Raw genomic sequence first — 15020 nt, forward strand, 5'->3', positions numbered from 1 at the left:
GCAACCTGTGAATTAGCACAAAGCCTTCTTGTAGAAACCTCATGGCGCGTCTGCCCGGTGATTGACCGGCGCCGAAGACTGCGAGATTCTACTGAATGGAGAATGTTTCTGTATAACAGAGATCGCAGAGGGGCCATGACAGACCATCGCGGCGACTTGGTGGAGGTCTTCGACAACGTGCGCCGGGGAATGATCCCCGCGCACATCTACAACGACGCGGAACTGTTCGCGCTGGAGAAGCAACGGCTGTTCAGCCGGGCGTGGACATTCGTGGGACACGAGTCCGAGATCGGCCAGGACGGCGACTACGTGGTGCGCCGCGTGCTCGACGACTCATTCATCATCACTCGCGACTCACAGGGCACCGTCCGGGCTCTGTTCAATATGTGCCTTCATCGCGGAATGCAGGTCTGTCGCGCGGAGATGGGCAATGCCTCCAACTTCCGTTGCCCCTACCACGGCTGGACCTACCGCAACGACGGCCGGCTCACCGGATTGCCGTTCCACCGGGAGGCCTACGGCGGCGACGAGGGCTTCACCAAAGACCAAAGCCTGTTGCCCGCACCGAATTTCGCGAGTTACAACGGCATGCTCTTCATCAGCATGGACCCTGGCGCCGAACCACTGGAAGATTTCCTGGGCGACTTCAGGTTCTATCTGGACTACTACACCAAGCAAAGCGCCGGCGGCGTCGAGGTGCGAGGGCCGCAGCGCTGGCGGATCAAGGCGAACTGGAAGATCGGCGCGGAGAATTTCGCCGGCGATATGTACCACACCCCGCACACCCATGCGTCGATCGTCGACATCGGGCTCTTTCGCGAGCCGAAAGCCCAGAAGCGCAAGGACGGTGCCACCTATTGGGCCCACCGTGGCGGCGGAACCACCTACAAACTTCCGCCGGGCAGCTTCGAGGAGCGGATGCGCTACGTCGGTTACCCCGACGACATGATCGACCGGATCAAAGACGCCTGGACGCCCCGACAGCAACGGGTGGTCGGCGAGGACGGCTTCATGATCTCGGCCGCGACGTGCTTCCCGAACTTGAGTTTCGTGCACAACTGGCCCAAGGTGCACGACCGCGAGGACCAGGTGTTGCCGTTCATCTCCATCCGGTTGTGGCAGCCGATCAGTGCGAACGAGACCGAAGTGTGTTCGTGGTTCGCGGTGGACTCCGCCGCTTCCCCGCAGTACAAACGAGACTCGTACAAGGCGTATCTGATGTGCTTCGGGTCGACCGGCATGTTCGAACAGGACGACGTGGAGAACTGGGTGTCGCTGACCACCACCGCGGGCGGTTCCATGGCGCGCCGGCTGCTGCTGAACAGCCGGATGGGTCTGCTCGCCGACGACCGTCCCGTCATCGAGGCGTTGTCCACCAGCGCTTTCCACGGTCCCGGACGCGCGCAGGTCGGTTACAACGAGCACAACCAGCGGGCGCTGCTGAACATGTGGGCCGACTATCTGCAGCGGGTCCCCGCATGACAAAGCCCCTGCCCTTCAACGATATTCGTCACCTCGAGGCGCATCAGTTCCTGGTGGACGAGGCGTACCTGCTCGACGCCCAGCACTACCAGGCGTGGCTGGACACGCTCACCGACGACGTCCGCTACGCCATGCCGGTGCGCGTCACGACCGCGCGCGGCGCCGGGTTCGACACCGCACCCGGCATGGACCATTTCGACGAGGACAAATACTCGCTGAGCCAGCGGGTCGCGCGGATGGGCACCGAGCACGTGTGGGCCGAGGACCCACCGTCGCGGCTGCGCCATTTCATCACCAACGTGCGCACCTTCGCCGGCGACGACGAGGCCCATCTGGTGGTGGAATCGGCCGAACTGCTGTTCCGCAGCCGGGGCGACGTCAACGACAGCGCCCTGATGTCATGCGGGCGCGAGGATGTACTGCGCCGGTGCGACGATCGCTGGAAGCTGGCCCGCCGCAAGATCATCGCCGACGAGTCGGTGCTACGGATGCAGAACCTGGCGGTGTTCCTGTGAACGACGAACTGCGGCGGCTGCTCGACGGCGCCGTCGGCGAAAAGATCAGCATCGCAAACGAATTCACCGAGGTCGCGGTCCGGCGGGTCGACACCCGAAACGGATCGCGCCTACTGATCAGCTCGCCCAGATCCGGGCAGTGGATCACCCTGGACGCGCTCGAGGTCGAGGCGCTGACCTGGCAGAACCCCCGTACGCTGGCCGCCATGGTCGGCAACTCCCACGCGCCGCTGCTGCCCGATGAGAGCGAACCGCAACCATGACCGGCTGGCTGGAGGGCAAGCGCGCCCTGGTGGTGGGCGCCGGTTCCGGGATCGGCCGTGCCGTGGTCGCGGCCTTCGGCGCCGAGGGCGCCAATGTTGCTGTGCTGGAACGTGATCCAGATAAGTGCGACGCGTTGCGACAGCAGCTGCCGCAGGTTCCGGTGGTCGAGGGCGACGCCACCACCCGGGACGCCAACGACCGCGCCGTCGCCGCCGCCGTGGATGCCTTCGGCGGACTGGACACTCTGGTGAACTGTGTCGGCGTCTTCGACTTCTACCGGGGCGTGGGTGACATCGATGCCGACGCGCTTCCCCATGCCTTCGACGAGATGTTCCGCACCAACGTGCTCAGCCATCTGCAGTCCGTCAAGGCCGCGATCCCGGCGCTGCGCAGCGCACGGGGTTCCTCGGTCGTGCTCACCGAGTCCGCGTCGTCGTTCTATCCCGGACGCGGTGGTGCGCTCTACGTGTCCTCCAAATTCGCGGTGCGCGGGCTGGTGTCGGCGTTGGCACACGAACTGGCGCCGGACATCCGGGTCAACGGGGTGGCACCCGGCGGCACCCTCAACACCGACCTGCGCGGCCTGTCCAGCCTGGGGCTCGACGAGACCCGTCTGGACGACAGCCCGGGCCGGGCGCGCGACGTGGCCGCGCGCACTCCCCTGCACGTGGCGCTCACCGGCGAGAACCACGCCTGGAGTTATGTGTTCCTGGCATCCGAGCGGTCCCGCGGGATCACCGGCGAAACAGTGCGTCCCGACGGCGGATTCGGCTTGGGTGCACCGCGATGACGGACCTGGATCAGCAGCGCGCTCTGGTGGCGCAGGGTTGCCGCGTCGCGGCGGCCCGCGGCCTGGTCGACGGCATCCTCGGCCACCTGAGCCTGCGCGTCGACGACGAACGCCTGCTGGTGCGCTGCCGAAGCGATGCCGACACCGGGGTGGCATTCACCCGGCCCGACGACATCCGGCTGATCGGATTCGACGGAACCGCCGGTGCCCCAGGTGAACTCGACGGCTACCGCGTTCCCAACGAACTGCCGATCCACGTCGAGACCATGCTGGCCGACCCGGCGCACCGCGCCGTCGCGCACCTGCATCCACCCGACGTGGTCGCCGCTGATCTGGCCGGCATCGCGATCCGGCCGATCTACGGCGCCCATGACATTCCCGGCGCCCGGCTGGCGCGCGGCGGTGTCCCCGTTTACGAACGCGCTGTGCTGATCCACAGTTCGCGCTTGGGCAAGGAGATGGTCGCGGCGATGCGCGGCCACCCGGTGGTGATCTGCCGCGGGCACGGAATCACCAGCGCCGCCGCCACGGTGCCGCAGGCGGTGTTGCAGGCGATCAGTCTCGATGCCCTGGCCCGGATGTCGCTGCGGGTGCGGGCGGCTGGTGGCACCCTGCGCGACATCGACGACGCCGACTGGGAAGACCTGCCGGACTTGGGATCTGCGTTCACCACCGAGACCGCATGGCGACACGAGGTCGCTCGCCTCGCCGAAGGCTAGCCGAGCTGATCGCCGATCTCCTTGGCGGCGGCCACAAGTGCGGCGGCCACCGCCGGGTACCGGGAGCCATCGAGCCGGTTCTGCGGTGCGGCCGCGTTGAGTGCGAGCCGCAGCCCGGGCGCGCGGGTCGGGATCGGTACGGCCACCGACGCGACGCCTTCCTCGCTCTCTTCGCGGTTGGTGGCGTAGCCGCGCTCGCGGATGCCGGCAAGCTCGGCCTCCAACTCGGTCCGGCTGCCGATCGAATGGGCGGTGATGCGCTTCAGCCGCTCACGCGGCAGCAGCGCACGCAATTCCGGTTGCGGCAACTGGGCCAGCATGACCTTGCCCGTCGACGTGCAATGGGCCGGCATGGACCGGCCCAGCCGCGACGCCACCCGCACCGCTGCCGGTCCCTCGACGGCGGCGACGAACCGGACGCTGGCGCCGTCCAGCATGCCGACGTGCACGGTTTCGCGCAGCTGTTCGCTGAGGCTGCGCATCACGGGCATAGCCGATCCCGCGATGTCGATGCGGCCGAAGATCGCGAACGCCACACCGGTCAACGACGGGCCGGGCAGGTACGCCTTGGACACCGGGTCCTGCCGGACAAACCCGCGGTAGGCCAGCATCGCCAGCAACCGATGCGCGGTCGACGACGCCACACCCAGATAGCGGGTCGCCTCGCTCAACCGGATCTGGGGCTGTTCACCCAACAGCAACAACAGCTTGAGCGCGTTGTCCACCGACTCGATCGGATACTGCGGCGCAAGCGAATCGGCGACGGGCTCGCGCTTCTTCGGCATGACATGACGGTACTCGCGGCGCCGCGGAAAATTGCCCCGTCAGAGCAGGCTCAGCATGATCGCACCCACTGATCCCGCGGCCGTCACAACGGTGGTGCTGACCGCGACGGCCTTCCAGCCGAGGCCGCGGGCGACCATCGCCGCGCCCGGGATGCTGACGGCGGGAAGGGTGATCAACAGCGCACCGAGCATTCCCGACGACGCCCCGAGCAGCGCCAGGCCCTGCAGAACCGGGATTTCGCCGGCCGTCGGGATCACGAGCAGAGTGCCGACGATTGCGGCGAGCACGACGATAACGAGGCCCCACAGCAGGTCGTGGTGCGCCGGCTGAGCGAGTGTGAGCAGCCGGCCACGACACGCACCGACCAGGAGAACCAGGATTGCGTACTCGGGCAACAGGAACACGCACAGGCCCAGCAGCGCTCGCACGAACCGGCGTCCTTTCCCCACGCGCCCGCCCTCGTCGGGGACATCGCGCGCCGCAGCCACCGGAGGCCGACCGCCATCCGCGCGAGTAACCAGCGCCACCGACGCCGCGGCCCCGAGCACCGTGGCAAGGCCGACGACAACTCGGGTCAGCGTCCACTGCCAGGGGGCGACCAACGACAGGAAGACGATCACGGCCGGATTCAGCAACGGATTGGCCAGCCAGTACGCGACAGCCGCGGGGGAAGTGACACCGTTGCGGCGCAACGTCACGGCAACGGGCGCGGCGCAGCACGTGCACATCATCGACGGCAGGCCGGCAACCCCGCCGGCCAGTCCGCTCGAGATCGGATGGCGGCGGTTCAAGGCTCGCGGCAGCCATGAGTGCGGCAATAACGCCTGCACCGACGCGCTGATCAGCAACGCCACCACCAGGGCCGGCCAAATCGACGACCAGTACGCGTGGAAGAACGTCGCGGCAGCACGCCACGAAGGGTTGTCGCCGGCGTGCACCGAACCCACGGTCAAGATGTTGCTGCCGGACCAGTGATGGGTGCGCCCGGCGCTCATGGCCTTGGTCACATAGGGCATCCACTTCGCCCAGAGCAGTCCAGTCACGAACACCGTCGATGCGAACAGCACACCGAATGCGACATCCGCGCTTCGCAACGTCCCAATTGCCTTGACCGGCAATGGCTTCGCCATGCTCCATGACGCTAGACCAAAGCCGGCCCGAGGCGCGCCCCGGGTGGCGCCGCAGCCAGAGCAAGACGATGCGCGGTTCACATGGCTCGGAATCGTGGGATAGCTATTATTCTCGGCATCGTGAGCGGGGCTATTCACGCTGGATACCACCGTTACGTGGCCATTGGTGACAGCCAGACCGAGGGCTTGTGGGACGGCGACGACACCATCGGCCTGCTCGGATTCGCCGATCGGCTCGCCGTGATGCTCGATTCGGTCTATCCCGGCCTGCAGTATGCCAACCTCGCGATCCGCGGTAAGCGGATCGGGCACGTGCTCGCCGAGCAGCTCCCCCAGGCATTGGCGATGCGGCCCGATCTGATCACCGTCTGCGCCGGGATGAACGACGTCATCCAGCCCGGGCGGTCCTTCGCTCCGGCCCTGGCCGACCTGGAGCACATCTACGCGGCGCTGGCCGAATCGGGCGCGACGGTGGTGACGACGACCTTCCCGAACGTCGCCCAGTTCCTCCCGCTGGGACGGCTGGTGGCGGGGCGGCTCGCCCGCATCAACGGGGTCATCAGCGCCGCCGCCCACCGCTACGGGTTCCGGCTCGTCGATTTGTATAACGCGCCGTCGATGCGCGAGCTGGACACCTGGGCCGTCGACCGCGTGCACGCGTCGAGCAAGGGCCACATGCTGTTCGCCGCCGCGGCCGCCGAAGCGCTCAATTTGCCTGACAGCAACCATGATTGGGCGCGCGGCGGCCTCAACCCCACCCAACGTTCCTTCGCGGCCGGCACGTACGAACAGTTTCGCTGGGCACACGAGAGCTTCGTCCCGTGGATCTGGCGGCGGCTGCGCGGCCTCTCCTCGTATGACGGGCGCGAGCCCAAACGCCCGCGGCTGGCCGGGCTGGACATCCCGAGCGAATTCAAGCGCACTCCCTGAGGCACGGATCGGCGGCCGGTCAGGCATCCTTGACGCATGAATCTGGAGCCCTTGCTGCAGTCGATTCCGCCGCTCGCCGTGTACCTGGTGGTCGGCGGGGTGGTCGGGATCGAGAGCCTGGGCGTTCCGCTGCCGGGAGAGATCGTGCTGGTCACGGCGGCGCTGATGTCGTCGCACCATGAGCTGGCCGTCAATCCGGTCGGAGTCGGCGTCGCCGCGGTGATCGGTGCGGTGACCGGTGATTCGATCGGTTACGCGATCGGCCACCGGTTCGGCATGCCGCTTTTCGACCGGCTCGGCCGGCGGTTCCCGAAACATTTCGGTCCCGGACACATCGCGCTCGCCGAAAAGCTGTTCAACCGCTGGGGTGTTCGGGCCGTTTTCCTGGGCCGCTTCATCGCGCTGCTGCGAATACTGGCCGGCCCGCTGGCCGGGGCGCTGAAAATGCACTATCGCCGTTTCCTGGCGGCCAACGTCTCGGGCGCCATCTGCTGGGCGGGTGGCACCACCGCGCTGGTGTACTTCGCCGGAATCGCCGCCGAGCGCTGGCTGGAACGGTTCTCCTGGATCGGCCTGGCGATCGCCGTCGTGGCCGGGCTGACCGCCGCAATGCTGTTGCGGGAGCGAACCTCTCGGATGATCGCGGAACTGGAGGCCGAGCATCACCGCAAGGCCGGCAGCACCGCGCCGACACCGTCTGACTAGACGACCTCGCCGGTTTCCGCCACCAGTGGCGGCCGGTGTTCGTCGATCAAAGCGCGGGCCATCTTGCGGGCCCGCAGCGCCGCGTCCAGGTCGCCGACGGCGGCCAGGATCATCGCGCCCTTCATCAGGATGTGCCAGGACGACGCGAAGTCCTCGACGTCGGTCAATCCCGCCGCGACGGCGCGGCGCCGCACGATGTCGCGGACGTGGTCGATGTGGGTGATGCAGGCCTTCCCGGCCGGGTGATCGGGGCCCACCTCGAGCAGGACGTTGATGAACGAACAGCCCTCGTAGCCGTCGCGGAGCTGGAACCAGTCGTGCAGGACGTCGAAGATCGCCAGCAACTGTTCTTCGGGGGTGGTGCCGCGCTGCCGCGACTGCTCCTCGATCAGACCGTAGGTCCAGAGCTCCTCGCGACGCTGCAGTACGGCCAGCACCAGGTCATCCTTGGCCGCGAAATGGCGGTACAGCGTCGCCTTGGCGACACCGGCCCGCGCGATCACCTCCTCGGTGCCCACCGCGTGGATGCCACGCCGGCTGAACAGCTCATATGCCGCGGTCAGGATGCGTTCGCGAGGCGATGGGATGGGTGCTCCGGAATCGGGAGATGTCATACAGGCCTTACCGTACTCTTAGCCCCTGTCGGTAGACAGACCGCCCTGTCTCGTTATACAAATGAGATTCGCACATTTCGCGAGCAGTCTGTCTTCAGACATTAGGACGGGCATCCATCGAGGCGTCTACGGCGCCTGCCGATCAGGGGGTCCACCATGAATTCCGTCGTTATTGAAGCGATGTCCACCAGTCATCTGACGCTGAGCACCAAGCTCGTCTACGAACTCGGCGACCCCAACTCCACGCTGCGCGCGACCGCCGATCGCAGCGGCCCCTCGGTGGTGATCTACGCCGGGGGCGAGGTCGACGCTTGCAACGAGGACACCTGGCGCCACCTGGTCAGCGAAGCGGCCAGCGGTGTCACCGCCCCCGGCCCCTTCGTCGTCGACGTCACCGGACTCGATTTCATGGGCTGCTGCGCGTTCGAAGTACTCGCCGAGGAGGCCAAGCGCTGCCAGGAACGCGGCATCGACCTGCGCCTGGTGAGCTGTGAGCCGCAGATCGCCCGCATTGTCGACGCCTGCGGGCTGGGCAACGTCCTGCCGATCTACCCGACCGTCGACTCCGCGCTGTCCGCGGTCGCTCGCTGGTAAACCCGCGGGCCGTCGTCGGCTGATGGGGGACCATCCGACCATTGGCGCCGAGGAGGAATTCCTCCTTATCAACCCACAAACCGGGGAGCCCGCGCCGCAGAACGAGGCGGTGGCCGCCCAGGCCCGGCAGCGAGGCGTCGAGCTGCAGCTCGAACTGAGCAGTTGCCAGGTGGAAACCACCTCTCAGGTGGCGTCGACCAGCGCCGAGCTCGGGGCGGAGCTGAGTCGACTGCGGCGCACCGCGGCGCAGGCCGCCGAGGCCGCCGGCGTTCAGCTGCTGGCCTGTGCACTTCCGCCGACCACACCGCACCGGTTCCCCGTCACCGACACCCCGCGCTACCGCCGGATCGGCGAAGACTTCGGCATGATCGCCCACGAGCAGGGCATCTGCGGATGCCACGTGCACGTGCAGGTGCCCGACCGCGCCGCCGCCATCCACGTCAGCAACTGGCTGCGCCCATGGTTGCCGTCTTTGCTTGCGCTGTCGGCGAATTCGCGGGTGTATCGCAACGCGGACAGCGGTCACGCGAGCTGGCGCAGCGTGCTGTGGCGGCGCTGGCCCGCCGCCGGAGCGCCCCCGTTTTTCGCCTCACCCGACGAGTACGACGACGCGGTGCGCATGTTGGTCGAAACCGGCGTGATCCTGGACAAGGACATGATCTATTGGGACGTACGCCCTTCCGCGGACTTCCCGACGGTGGAGGTCCGGGTGGCCGACGTTCCGGCCACCGTCGCCGAGACCGTGCTGCTCGCCACCTTGATCCGGGCGGCGGTGATGACCGCTCTGGTCGCACCCGATGAGGCCCGGCGGCTCCCACCCGGTGCACTGCGCGCGGCGTACTGGAAGAGTGCACACGACGGATTAGCCGGCCGCACACTGGATTTGATCAACGGCCGCGGGGCGGTGCCGGCGAGTGAACAACTGGGAGCGCTGGTGCGGCGGGTGCGCCCCGCGCTGGAATCGCTGGGCGAATACGACAGCGTCATCAAAGAACTCAACCGCGTCGTATCGCAAGGCAATGGGGCGATGCGTCAGCTGCGGGCCTGGCGCAAACGCGCCGACGTCCGCGACGTCATCGCCGAAGCCGCCGCGGCCACGCTGAGTTGAGGCGCGGTGAACGGGTCGATCTGTCTTACCTGACGTCTCGTCAGGCCACCGCGAGCAGGCGATACAAGCCGACCAGGCCCACCACCACGATGATGGCGCGCAGCGTGTTGCCCGACAACCGGCGCCCATAACGCGCGCCGAGCAGTCCGCCGATCAGTGAGCCGGCCGCGATCAGCCCGGCCGCCGGCCAGCTGATCCGGTCGAACGCCACCGACGTATAGGCAACGGCGGCAACCACATTCACTACCAGGGCGAGCAGGTTCTTGGCCGCGTTCATGCGCTGCACCGACTCCGGTAACAGGGCACCCATCAGGCCGACCAGCAGGATGCCTTGCGCGGCGGTGAAGTAGCCGCCGTAGACACCGACGGCGAACGTGCCGAACACCAGCATGACCATCCGGCGCGGGCTGATGTGCTCGGGCGAGCGTCCCGCCTCTTCGGCGCGCCGGGCCGTCCACGCCTGAATCCGTGGTCCGATCACCACCAGGATCAGTGCCAGCACCAGCAGCGCCGGCACGATCTCGGCGAACACCTTCTCCGGCAGGTGCAGCAACAGATAGGCGCCCAGCACCGCGCCGGCCAGCGAGGCCGGGAGCTGCCACCGCAGCCGGTCCCCCTGACCGCGCAGCTCGGCGCGATAGCCCCAGGTGCCCGACACGCTGCCGGCGACCAGACCCGTCGCGTTCGACATGGTGGCCGTCACCGGCGGATACCCCAGCGCGACCAGGGTGGGGAAGGTGATCAGGGTGCCGGACCCGACCAGCGCGTTGATCGCGCCGGCACCCAGGCCGGCCAGGCATATGAGGAACATCTGGAATGGCGACACCGAAGAAAAACCCTAGCCTGCCGCCGATTTCGGCGCGAGGCGGCTGTCGCCCCCGGTGCTACCGATCAGGCCGGCGGAGCTTCGGCGCCGCGTTCCACCCCGGTACGCAGCTTGACCGAGGCCGAATACGCCAGCGTCCGAAAGTGCAGCACCGGGTCGTCGGAGGGTTCGATGCCGTCGGTCACGCGCATCGGGTCGAACACCACGATGTCGCCGCCGTGCTCTCGCTCGGTGTCCAGACCGGTGATCGTCAGGGTGCCGACGGTGGCGATCTGGGTGCTCTGCCAGGCCGCCGACGGGTCCACCGTCGAGTCGGTGGGCCCGGCGATCTGCACCCGGAAGTCGAACCGCACCGGCCCGCCGTCCAGCCGGGCCTTCAGCTCGTCGGTGAGGAAGTCCGGATCCTTGTGCTGGGCGTCCGAGCCCGACAGGTATTCCTCTGATGCGGTCGGAACCAGGTGGTAGCGAACGAATCTGGCGCTGTCGTCGGCGGCGATCCAGCGGAAGGCATGCAGCCCGTGGTATTCGGTGGTGGCGTAGCTGGCCGGGATCCGGCTCGCCTCACGCAGGATGGGCAGCGCGCCGAGCAATTTCGGATGGGTGAGCAGGTGTTTGGCCATGCGCAGCGGCGTCGTGAGGCCGGGCCGCATCGCCTTGAGCAGATCGATGAAGCCGTCAGGTGTGCTCGAAACGAACAGGCGGGCCGTCTGCGTCGAGACGTCGGTGGTGGAACCGTCGGGCAGGGTGAACTTCACCGCCATCCCGCGCACCCCCGGCGCGCCGTCGCGTTGCTTGGGGTTGCCCGACCCGTTCGAGAAGCGAATCAGCGCCGGGATGGTCGAACCATTGAGATGCGGTGCGCGCGAGAGCAACAGCGCGTCGGGGGTCGCGGTGAACGTGCCGCGGTACAGGGTGCCTTTGGCGTGCAGTGCGCGACAGCCAGGCTGGGCTCCCCCGGCGCTCCGGATCGCATCGATCGCTTCGTCAGGAGTAAGTCCACCGCTCATGGACGAATCTTAGTCGGATCACCGGGGAAAGCCGAACAGTTCGACGACACCGTGGTCGCGGCCGGCGGTGTAGCCGCCGTCGACGGCGAGGGCCTGACCGCTGACGAACGAGGCGTCGGTAGACAGCAGGAAGGCGGCCACGGCCGCGATCTCTTCGGGCTGCCCCAGCCGCTGCAGTGCATGCTCCTTGGTGATGGAGGCCAGCGGCCCCTCCATTCCGGGAATGCTGAACACGTTGTGCGCCATGGGCGTTTCGATGAAGCCGGGGCAGATGACGTTGGCCCGGATGCCGCTGGGCCCATAGTCGAGGGCGATGTTCTTGGTGAGCAGCACGACGCCGCCCTTGGCCGCATTGTACGAGCTGCCGCCCGCGGTGCCTTCCAGGCCCTCGACGCTGGCGACGGTCACGATGGAGCCCCGTTCGCCGTCGGCCCGGGGTTGTTCGATCATCTTGGCCAGCGCCGCCTTGGCCACCAGGAAGGTGCCGGTGAGGTTGATGCCGATCACCCGGTCCCATTCGGCGCGATCGAGCAGGTGCACCGGGCCTCCCCCGGCGACACCGGCGGCGTGGAAGAGGCCGTCGAGGCGGTCCGGCACGGCGGCCAGCACCGCGGCGATCGCGGCTTCGTCGGTCACGTCGGCCGACACGAAGGTGAACCGGGGACCCAGGTCGTCGGGCGGGGTGACCAGGTCGGCGCCGATCACGGTGCCGCCCTCGGCCAGTAGCCGCCGCGCGGTGGCCAGCCCGATCCCCGACGCAGCGCCGGTCACGACGAAGGTGCGGGCACGGGCGCGGTCGGGATTCACCATCTTGCGATCCTTGTCTGGTTCGGTCAGCCGGCCCAGTCATGGTGACACACGCCGGCGCATTCGGTTCGCAAAGATCGGGTTTGTCGCCAAATCGCTTCGCGCCGTGGGGTTTACAGAATCTCCTCGCGGTTTGACAGATGCGCTGTGTCGAGCCAGCGACCTGCGCAGCAGAGGGTCGGCGTCGCGGGCACGGAAGCGACCGCGTATTACAAACGGGAACACATCGAACGCGGAGGGGTTCATGCCACCAGCCGACACGACGACCAGCACGGCGCAGACGCTCGCCGGCATCGTGGAACGACACGCACAGCAGCGGCCCGACGCGATCGCCATCCGCTTCGGCGAACGCCAGTGGTCCTGGGCCCAGTGGCACTCGCGGATCCGTCGCGCCGCGGGGGCGCTGCAGGGCGCCGGTCTCGGGCCGGGCCAGTGCGTGGCCGTCCTGGACAAGAATCACCCCGCCTGCCTCGAGGTGCTCATCGCCGGCGCGTCCATCGGCGTCGTCACCACCGTCGTCAACTGGCGGGTGATTGGCGACGAGCTGGTCCACGTCTTGGACGACAGCGGCGCCCGCGTGTTACTGGTCGGGGCCGAGTTGCGCTCGACGGCCGAGGCGGCCGCCGAGCGGGCATCGGGCGTGCAGCGCATCGTCGAGATCGGCGACGAGTACGAATCGCTGCTCGCCGCGGCGGCGCCCGCGCAGCCCGACCCGAACGTCGACGGGAACGAGACCGCGCTGGTGATCTACAGCTCCGGAACCACCGGGCGCCCCAAGGGGGTGCTGCTCAGCCAGCGCGCACTGGTCAATCACGCGTCGAATCTGGCTCCGGCGTTTCCCTTCGCCGAGGGTGACGCGAACTTGGTCGCCATGCCTTTGTTTCATGTCGGCGGCATCGGCTACGCGCTGTTCGGAATCCGTTCCGGGGCACCGACTTTCATGACCCGTGAGCCCGATGCCGCGGCGCTGATCGGCGCGGTGCGCGCCGGCGCCACCCACGCGTTCTTCGTCCCGCCGGTGATCGCCCGGTTCCTGGACGCGGGCGAGGCGGCGACCGCGGCCATCGCCGGCTTGCGCTACATCGTGTACGGCGCAGCGCCGATGCCGTTGCCGTTGCTGCATCGGGCGCTGTCCACGTGGCCCGACACGAAATTCGTGCAGGTGTATGGGCAGACGGAATTGTGCGGCGCCGTCACCGCGCTGTCCGACGAGGATCATCGCGATACCGCGCGGCCCGAATTGCAACTGGCGGCCGGAAAGGCGGTGCTGGGCTGCGAGATTCGCATCGTCGATCCCGAGAGCGGAAATCCGTTGCCCCCCGGCGAGTCCGGCGAGGTGTGGGTGCGCAGCAACCAGAACATGACCGGCTACCTCAACCGCCCGGACGCGACGGCCGAAACCATCACCGCCGACGATTGGGTGCGCACCGGTGACATCGGCCGGCTGGACGCCGACGGCTACGTCTACATCGAAGACCGCATCAAGGACATGATCATCACCGGCGGCGAGAACGTGTATGGCCCCGAGGTGGAAAGCGTGCTCATCGAGCATCCCGCCGTCGAAGATGCCGCGGTGATCGGGGTGCCCGACGACTTCTGGGGCGAATCGGTCAAGGCGATCGTGGTGGCCGACGGCGACGTCGACGCGAAAGACATCATCGAGTTCTGCCGACAGCATCTGGCCGGCTTCAAATGTCCAAGGACCGTTGACTTCGTGCCAGAACTCCCCCGCAACGCGAGCGGAAAGATACTGAAAGCCCAGTTGCGCGAGCCGTTTTGGCGGGATCGGGCGCGTGGCATATGAGCGCTCGGGTGGATGCCGCGCGGCGCGACGCGGCGATCAGCGTGCTGGGCGGCCCGACGACGGTGGTCGACATCGCCTGAACGTGCTACAGGCGTCCCTCGACGCGCAGCTCGGGGTGCACCCAGTCGGGTGAGCGGCGCTCCTTGAACGAACGGAACCCTTCGACGGCCTCGGCGTCGGACAGGCTGGCGGTCATGCCGATGCGGTCATAGAGACCCAGGTAGCTGTCGATGCTGGACTTGATGACGCCGCGGGCACGCGGGGCGGTTCGACAGCATTGCGCGAGAATGTCTTTCGCCGCGTCCAGCAGGCCCTCGTGCGGCACCACCCGGGTGACCAGACCCCAGTCGAGGGCTTCGACCGCGGTGAGCACCCGTCCGGTGAACATGAGATCGCGGGTGCGCACCGGGCCGATGACCCGGGTGAGCATCTGGCTGTAGTAGGTGTCGGCGTAGCCGCGGAACAGCTCGGGCACCCGGAAGGTCGCCCGATCGCTCACCACCGACAGGTCGCTGCACAGCGCGATCTGGAATCCGCCGCCCTGGCACAGCCCGTTGACGGCGGACACGATGGGCTTGGCCGACGTGCGGACCGCGCCGAACGGCGTGACGTCCATGCCCAGCGCGGACCCGAAGGTGATCCAGTTGTCCTCGCCACCCCCGCCGCCCATGTCCCCACCGGGGGCGAAGACGTCGCCCGTCCCGGTGAGCACCAGCCCGGCCAGATCCGGGTCCTCGTTGAGACGTCCCACCGCGCAACGGATGCCGAAGTACATCGCCGGGCTCAGGGCGTTGCGCGCCTCGGGCCGGTCGATGGTGCACACCGCGATCGGTCCCTGGCGCTCGAAGCGCAGGTACGGTGTGCCCAGCCAATCGCCTTCGGGTGGACGGGGGCTGCTCTGCGTTGTCTGCGCCACGGGACTCCTCTCAGGTGGGGCGT

At 67.8% G+C, this 15020-nt stretch carries 17 protein-coding genes; 10 read left to right on the forward strand and 7 right to left on the reverse strand.

Annotated elements, in window-relative coordinates:
- The first annotated feature begins 135 nt into the window (after window positions 1–135).
- From ACIUM1_RS04955 to ACIUM1_RS04975, 5 genes are read left to right on the forward strand one after another with little or no spacing between them, the layout of a single operon-like run.
- A complete protein-coding gene (locus tag ACIUM1_RS04955) occupies window positions 136–1482 on the forward strand; it encodes a Rieske 2Fe-2S domain-containing protein (RefSeq protein ID WP_406816152.1) in 1347 nt (448 codons plus the stop codon).
- Window positions 1479–1997: a 3-phenylpropionate/cinnamic acid dioxygenase subunit beta gene (locus tag ACIUM1_RS04960; protein WP_406816153.1), complete on the forward strand. Its 519-nt coding sequence runs from the start codon at window positions 1479–1481 to the stop codon at window positions 1995–1997. Before ACIUM1_RS04955 ends, ACIUM1_RS04960 begins: the two co-directional genes overlap by 4 nt.
- The gene (locus ACIUM1_RS04965; RefSeq protein ID WP_406816154.1) at window positions 1994–2260 is read left to right on the forward strand and encodes a dihydrodiol dehydrogenase; all 267 of its coding nucleotides are present in this window, start codon (window positions 1994–1996) and stop codon (window positions 2258–2260) included. The genes ACIUM1_RS04960 and ACIUM1_RS04965 overlap by 4 nt, the downstream gene beginning before the upstream one ends.
- Window positions 2257–3051 (forward strand): 3-(cis-5,6-dihydroxycyclohexa-1,3-dien-1-yl)propanoate dehydrogenase, encoded by a 795-nt coding sequence (gene hcaB / locus ACIUM1_RS04970; protein ID WP_406816155.1) that lies wholly within the window; start codon window positions 2257–2259, stop codon window positions 3049–3051. The genes ACIUM1_RS04965 and hcaB overlap by 4 nt, the downstream gene beginning before the upstream one ends.
- Window positions 3048–3770, forward strand: a complete 723-nt coding sequence (locus ACIUM1_RS04975) for a class II aldolase/adducin family protein (RefSeq protein ID WP_406816156.1) — start codon at window positions 3048–3050, stop codon at window positions 3768–3770. Before hcaB ends, ACIUM1_RS04975 begins: the two co-directional genes overlap by 4 nt.
- On the opposite strand, the gene ACIUM1_RS04980 is transcribed toward ACIUM1_RS04975, so the two are convergent.
- Together ACIUM1_RS04980 and ACIUM1_RS04985 are read right to left on the reverse strand one after the other, a co-directional pair.
- A complete protein-coding gene (locus ACIUM1_RS04980) occupies window positions 3767–4555 on the reverse strand; it encodes an IclR family transcriptional regulator (RefSeq protein ID WP_406816157.1) in 789 nt (262 codons plus the stop codon). The two genes, ACIUM1_RS04975 and ACIUM1_RS04980, sit on opposite strands and share 4 nt — an antisense overlap.
- 39 nt (window positions 4556–4594) lie before the next feature.
- Complete coding sequence (locus tag ACIUM1_RS04985; protein WP_406816158.1) at window positions 4595–5686, reverse strand: permease; 1092 nt, start codon at window positions 5684–5686, stop codon at window positions 4595–4597.
- Window positions 5687–5806: 120 nt separating this feature from the next.
- On the opposite strand from ACIUM1_RS04985, the gene ACIUM1_RS04990 reads away from it, so the two are divergent.
- Together ACIUM1_RS04990 and ACIUM1_RS04995 are read left to right on the forward strand one after the other, a co-directional pair.
- On the forward strand, window positions 5807–6616 hold the full coding sequence (locus ACIUM1_RS04990) for an SGNH/GDSL hydrolase family protein (RefSeq protein ID WP_406817535.1): 810 nt from the start codon (window positions 5807–5809) through the stop codon (window positions 6614–6616).
- Window positions 6617–6652: 36 nt separating this feature from the next.
- A complete protein-coding gene (locus ACIUM1_RS04995; protein ID WP_406816159.1) occupies window positions 6653–7321 on the forward strand; it encodes a DedA family protein in 669 nt (222 codons plus the stop codon).
- Here the strand turns inward: ACIUM1_RS04995 and ACIUM1_RS05000 are convergent.
- Window positions 7318–7935 (reverse strand): TetR/AcrR family transcriptional regulator, encoded by a 618-nt coding sequence (locus tag ACIUM1_RS05000; RefSeq protein WP_406816160.1) that lies wholly within the window; start codon window positions 7933–7935, stop codon window positions 7318–7320. The two genes, ACIUM1_RS04995 and ACIUM1_RS05000, sit on opposite strands and share 4 nt — an antisense overlap.
- A 156-nt stretch (window positions 7936–8091) precedes the next feature.
- Between ACIUM1_RS05000 and ACIUM1_RS05005 the strand changes: the two genes are divergently transcribed.
- Together ACIUM1_RS05005 and ACIUM1_RS05010 are read left to right on the forward strand one after the other, a co-directional pair.
- A complete protein-coding gene (locus ACIUM1_RS05005) occupies window positions 8092–8529 on the forward strand; it encodes an anti-sigma factor antagonist (protein ID WP_406816161.1) in 438 nt (145 codons plus the stop codon).
- Window positions 8530–8551: 22 nt separating this feature from the next.
- Complete coding sequence (locus tag ACIUM1_RS05010) at window positions 8552–9637, forward strand: glutamate--cysteine ligase (RefSeq protein ID WP_406816162.1); 1086 nt, start codon at window positions 8552–8554, stop codon at window positions 9635–9637.
- Window positions 9638–9677: 40 nt separating this feature from the next.
- Here the strand turns inward: ACIUM1_RS05010 and ACIUM1_RS05015 are convergent, their stop codons facing one another.
- From ACIUM1_RS05015 to ACIUM1_RS05025, 3 genes are all read right to left on the reverse strand, one after another.
- Window positions 9678–10463, reverse strand: a complete 786-nt coding sequence (locus ACIUM1_RS05015; RefSeq protein ID WP_406816163.1) for a sulfite exporter TauE/SafE family protein — start codon at window positions 10461–10463, stop codon at window positions 9678–9680.
- A gap of 65 nt (window positions 10464–10528) precedes the next feature.
- Entirely contained in the window at window positions 10529–11470 is a 942-nt protein-coding gene (locus tag ACIUM1_RS05020; protein ID WP_406816164.1) for a catalase family peroxidase, read from the reverse strand.
- An 18-nt stretch (window positions 11471–11488) separates the two neighbouring features.
- A complete protein-coding gene (locus ACIUM1_RS05025; protein ID WP_406816165.1) occupies window positions 11489–12280 on the reverse strand; it encodes an SDR family NAD(P)-dependent oxidoreductase in 792 nt (263 codons plus the stop codon).
- 241 nt (window positions 12281–12521) lie between these two features.
- Between ACIUM1_RS05025 and ACIUM1_RS05030 the strand changes: the two genes are divergently transcribed.
- Window positions 12522–14081 (forward strand): long-chain-fatty-acid--CoA ligase, encoded by a 1560-nt coding sequence (locus ACIUM1_RS05030; protein WP_406816166.1) that lies wholly within the window; start codon window positions 12522–12524, stop codon window positions 14079–14081.
- A gap of 85 nt (window positions 14082–14166) precedes the next feature.
- Here the strand turns inward: ACIUM1_RS05030 and ACIUM1_RS05035 are convergent, their stop codons facing one another.
- The gene (locus tag ACIUM1_RS05035; protein ID WP_406816167.1) at window positions 14167–14997 is read right to left on the reverse strand and encodes an enoyl-CoA hydratase/isomerase family protein; all 831 of its coding nucleotides are present in this window, start codon (window positions 14995–14997) and stop codon (window positions 14167–14169) included.
- Between the last annotated feature and the right edge of the window lie 23 nt (window positions 14998–15020).

It is taken from the genome of Mycobacterium sp. M23085 (assembly GCF_045343915.1).
Lineage (GTDB): Bacteria > Actinomycetota > Actinomycetes > Mycobacteriales > Mycobacteriaceae > Mycobacterium.

Excerpts from the sequence above, each read along its gene's own strand:
- ACIUM1_RS04955 (WP_406816152.1), top strand. The coding sequence starts at position 136 with ATGACAGACCATCGCGGCGACTTGGTGGAGGTCTTCGACAACGTGCGC.
- ACIUM1_RS04960 (WP_406816153.1), top strand. The coding sequence starts at position 1,479 with ATGACAAAGCCCCTGCCCTTCAACGATATTCGTCACCTCGAGGCGCAT.
- hcaB (WP_406816155.1), top strand. The coding sequence starts at position 2,257 with ATGACCGGCTGGCTGGAGGGCAAGCGCGCCCTGGTGGTGGGCGCCGGT.
- ACIUM1_RS04975 (WP_406816156.1), top strand. The coding sequence starts at position 3,048 with ATGACGGACCTGGATCAGCAGCGCGCTCTGGTGGCGCAGGGTTGCCGC.
- ACIUM1_RS04980 (WP_406816157.1), bottom strand. The coding sequence starts at position 4,555 with ATGCCGAAGAAGCGCGAGCCCGTCGCCGATTCGCTTGCGCCGCAGTAT.
- ACIUM1_RS04985 (WP_406816158.1), bottom strand. The coding sequence starts at position 5,686 with ATGGCGAAGCCATTGCCGGTCAAGGCAATTGGGACGTTGCGAAGCGCG.
- ACIUM1_RS04995 (WP_406816159.1), top strand. The coding sequence starts at position 6,653 with ATGAATCTGGAGCCCTTGCTGCAGTCGATTCCGCCGCTCGCCGTGTAC.
- ACIUM1_RS05000 (WP_406816160.1), bottom strand. The coding sequence starts at position 7,935 with ATGACATCTCCCGATTCCGGAGCACCCATCCCATCGCCTCGCGAACGC.
- ACIUM1_RS05005 (WP_406816161.1), top strand. The coding sequence starts at position 8,092 with ATGAATTCCGTCGTTATTGAAGCGATGTCCACCAGTCATCTGACGCTG.
- ACIUM1_RS05010 (WP_406816162.1), top strand. The coding sequence starts at position 8,552 with ATGGGGGACCATCCGACCATTGGCGCCGAGGAGGAATTCCTCCTTATC.
- ACIUM1_RS05020 (WP_406816164.1), bottom strand. The coding sequence starts at position 11,470 with ATGAGCGGTGGACTTACTCCTGACGAAGCGATCGATGCGATCCGGAGC.
- ACIUM1_RS05025 (WP_406816165.1), bottom strand. The coding sequence starts at position 12,280 with ATGGTGAATCCCGACCGCGCCCGTGCCCGCACCTTCGTCGTGACCGGC.
- ACIUM1_RS05030 (WP_406816166.1), top strand. The coding sequence starts at position 12,522 with ATGCCACCAGCCGACACGACGACCAGCACGGCGCAGACGCTCGCCGGC.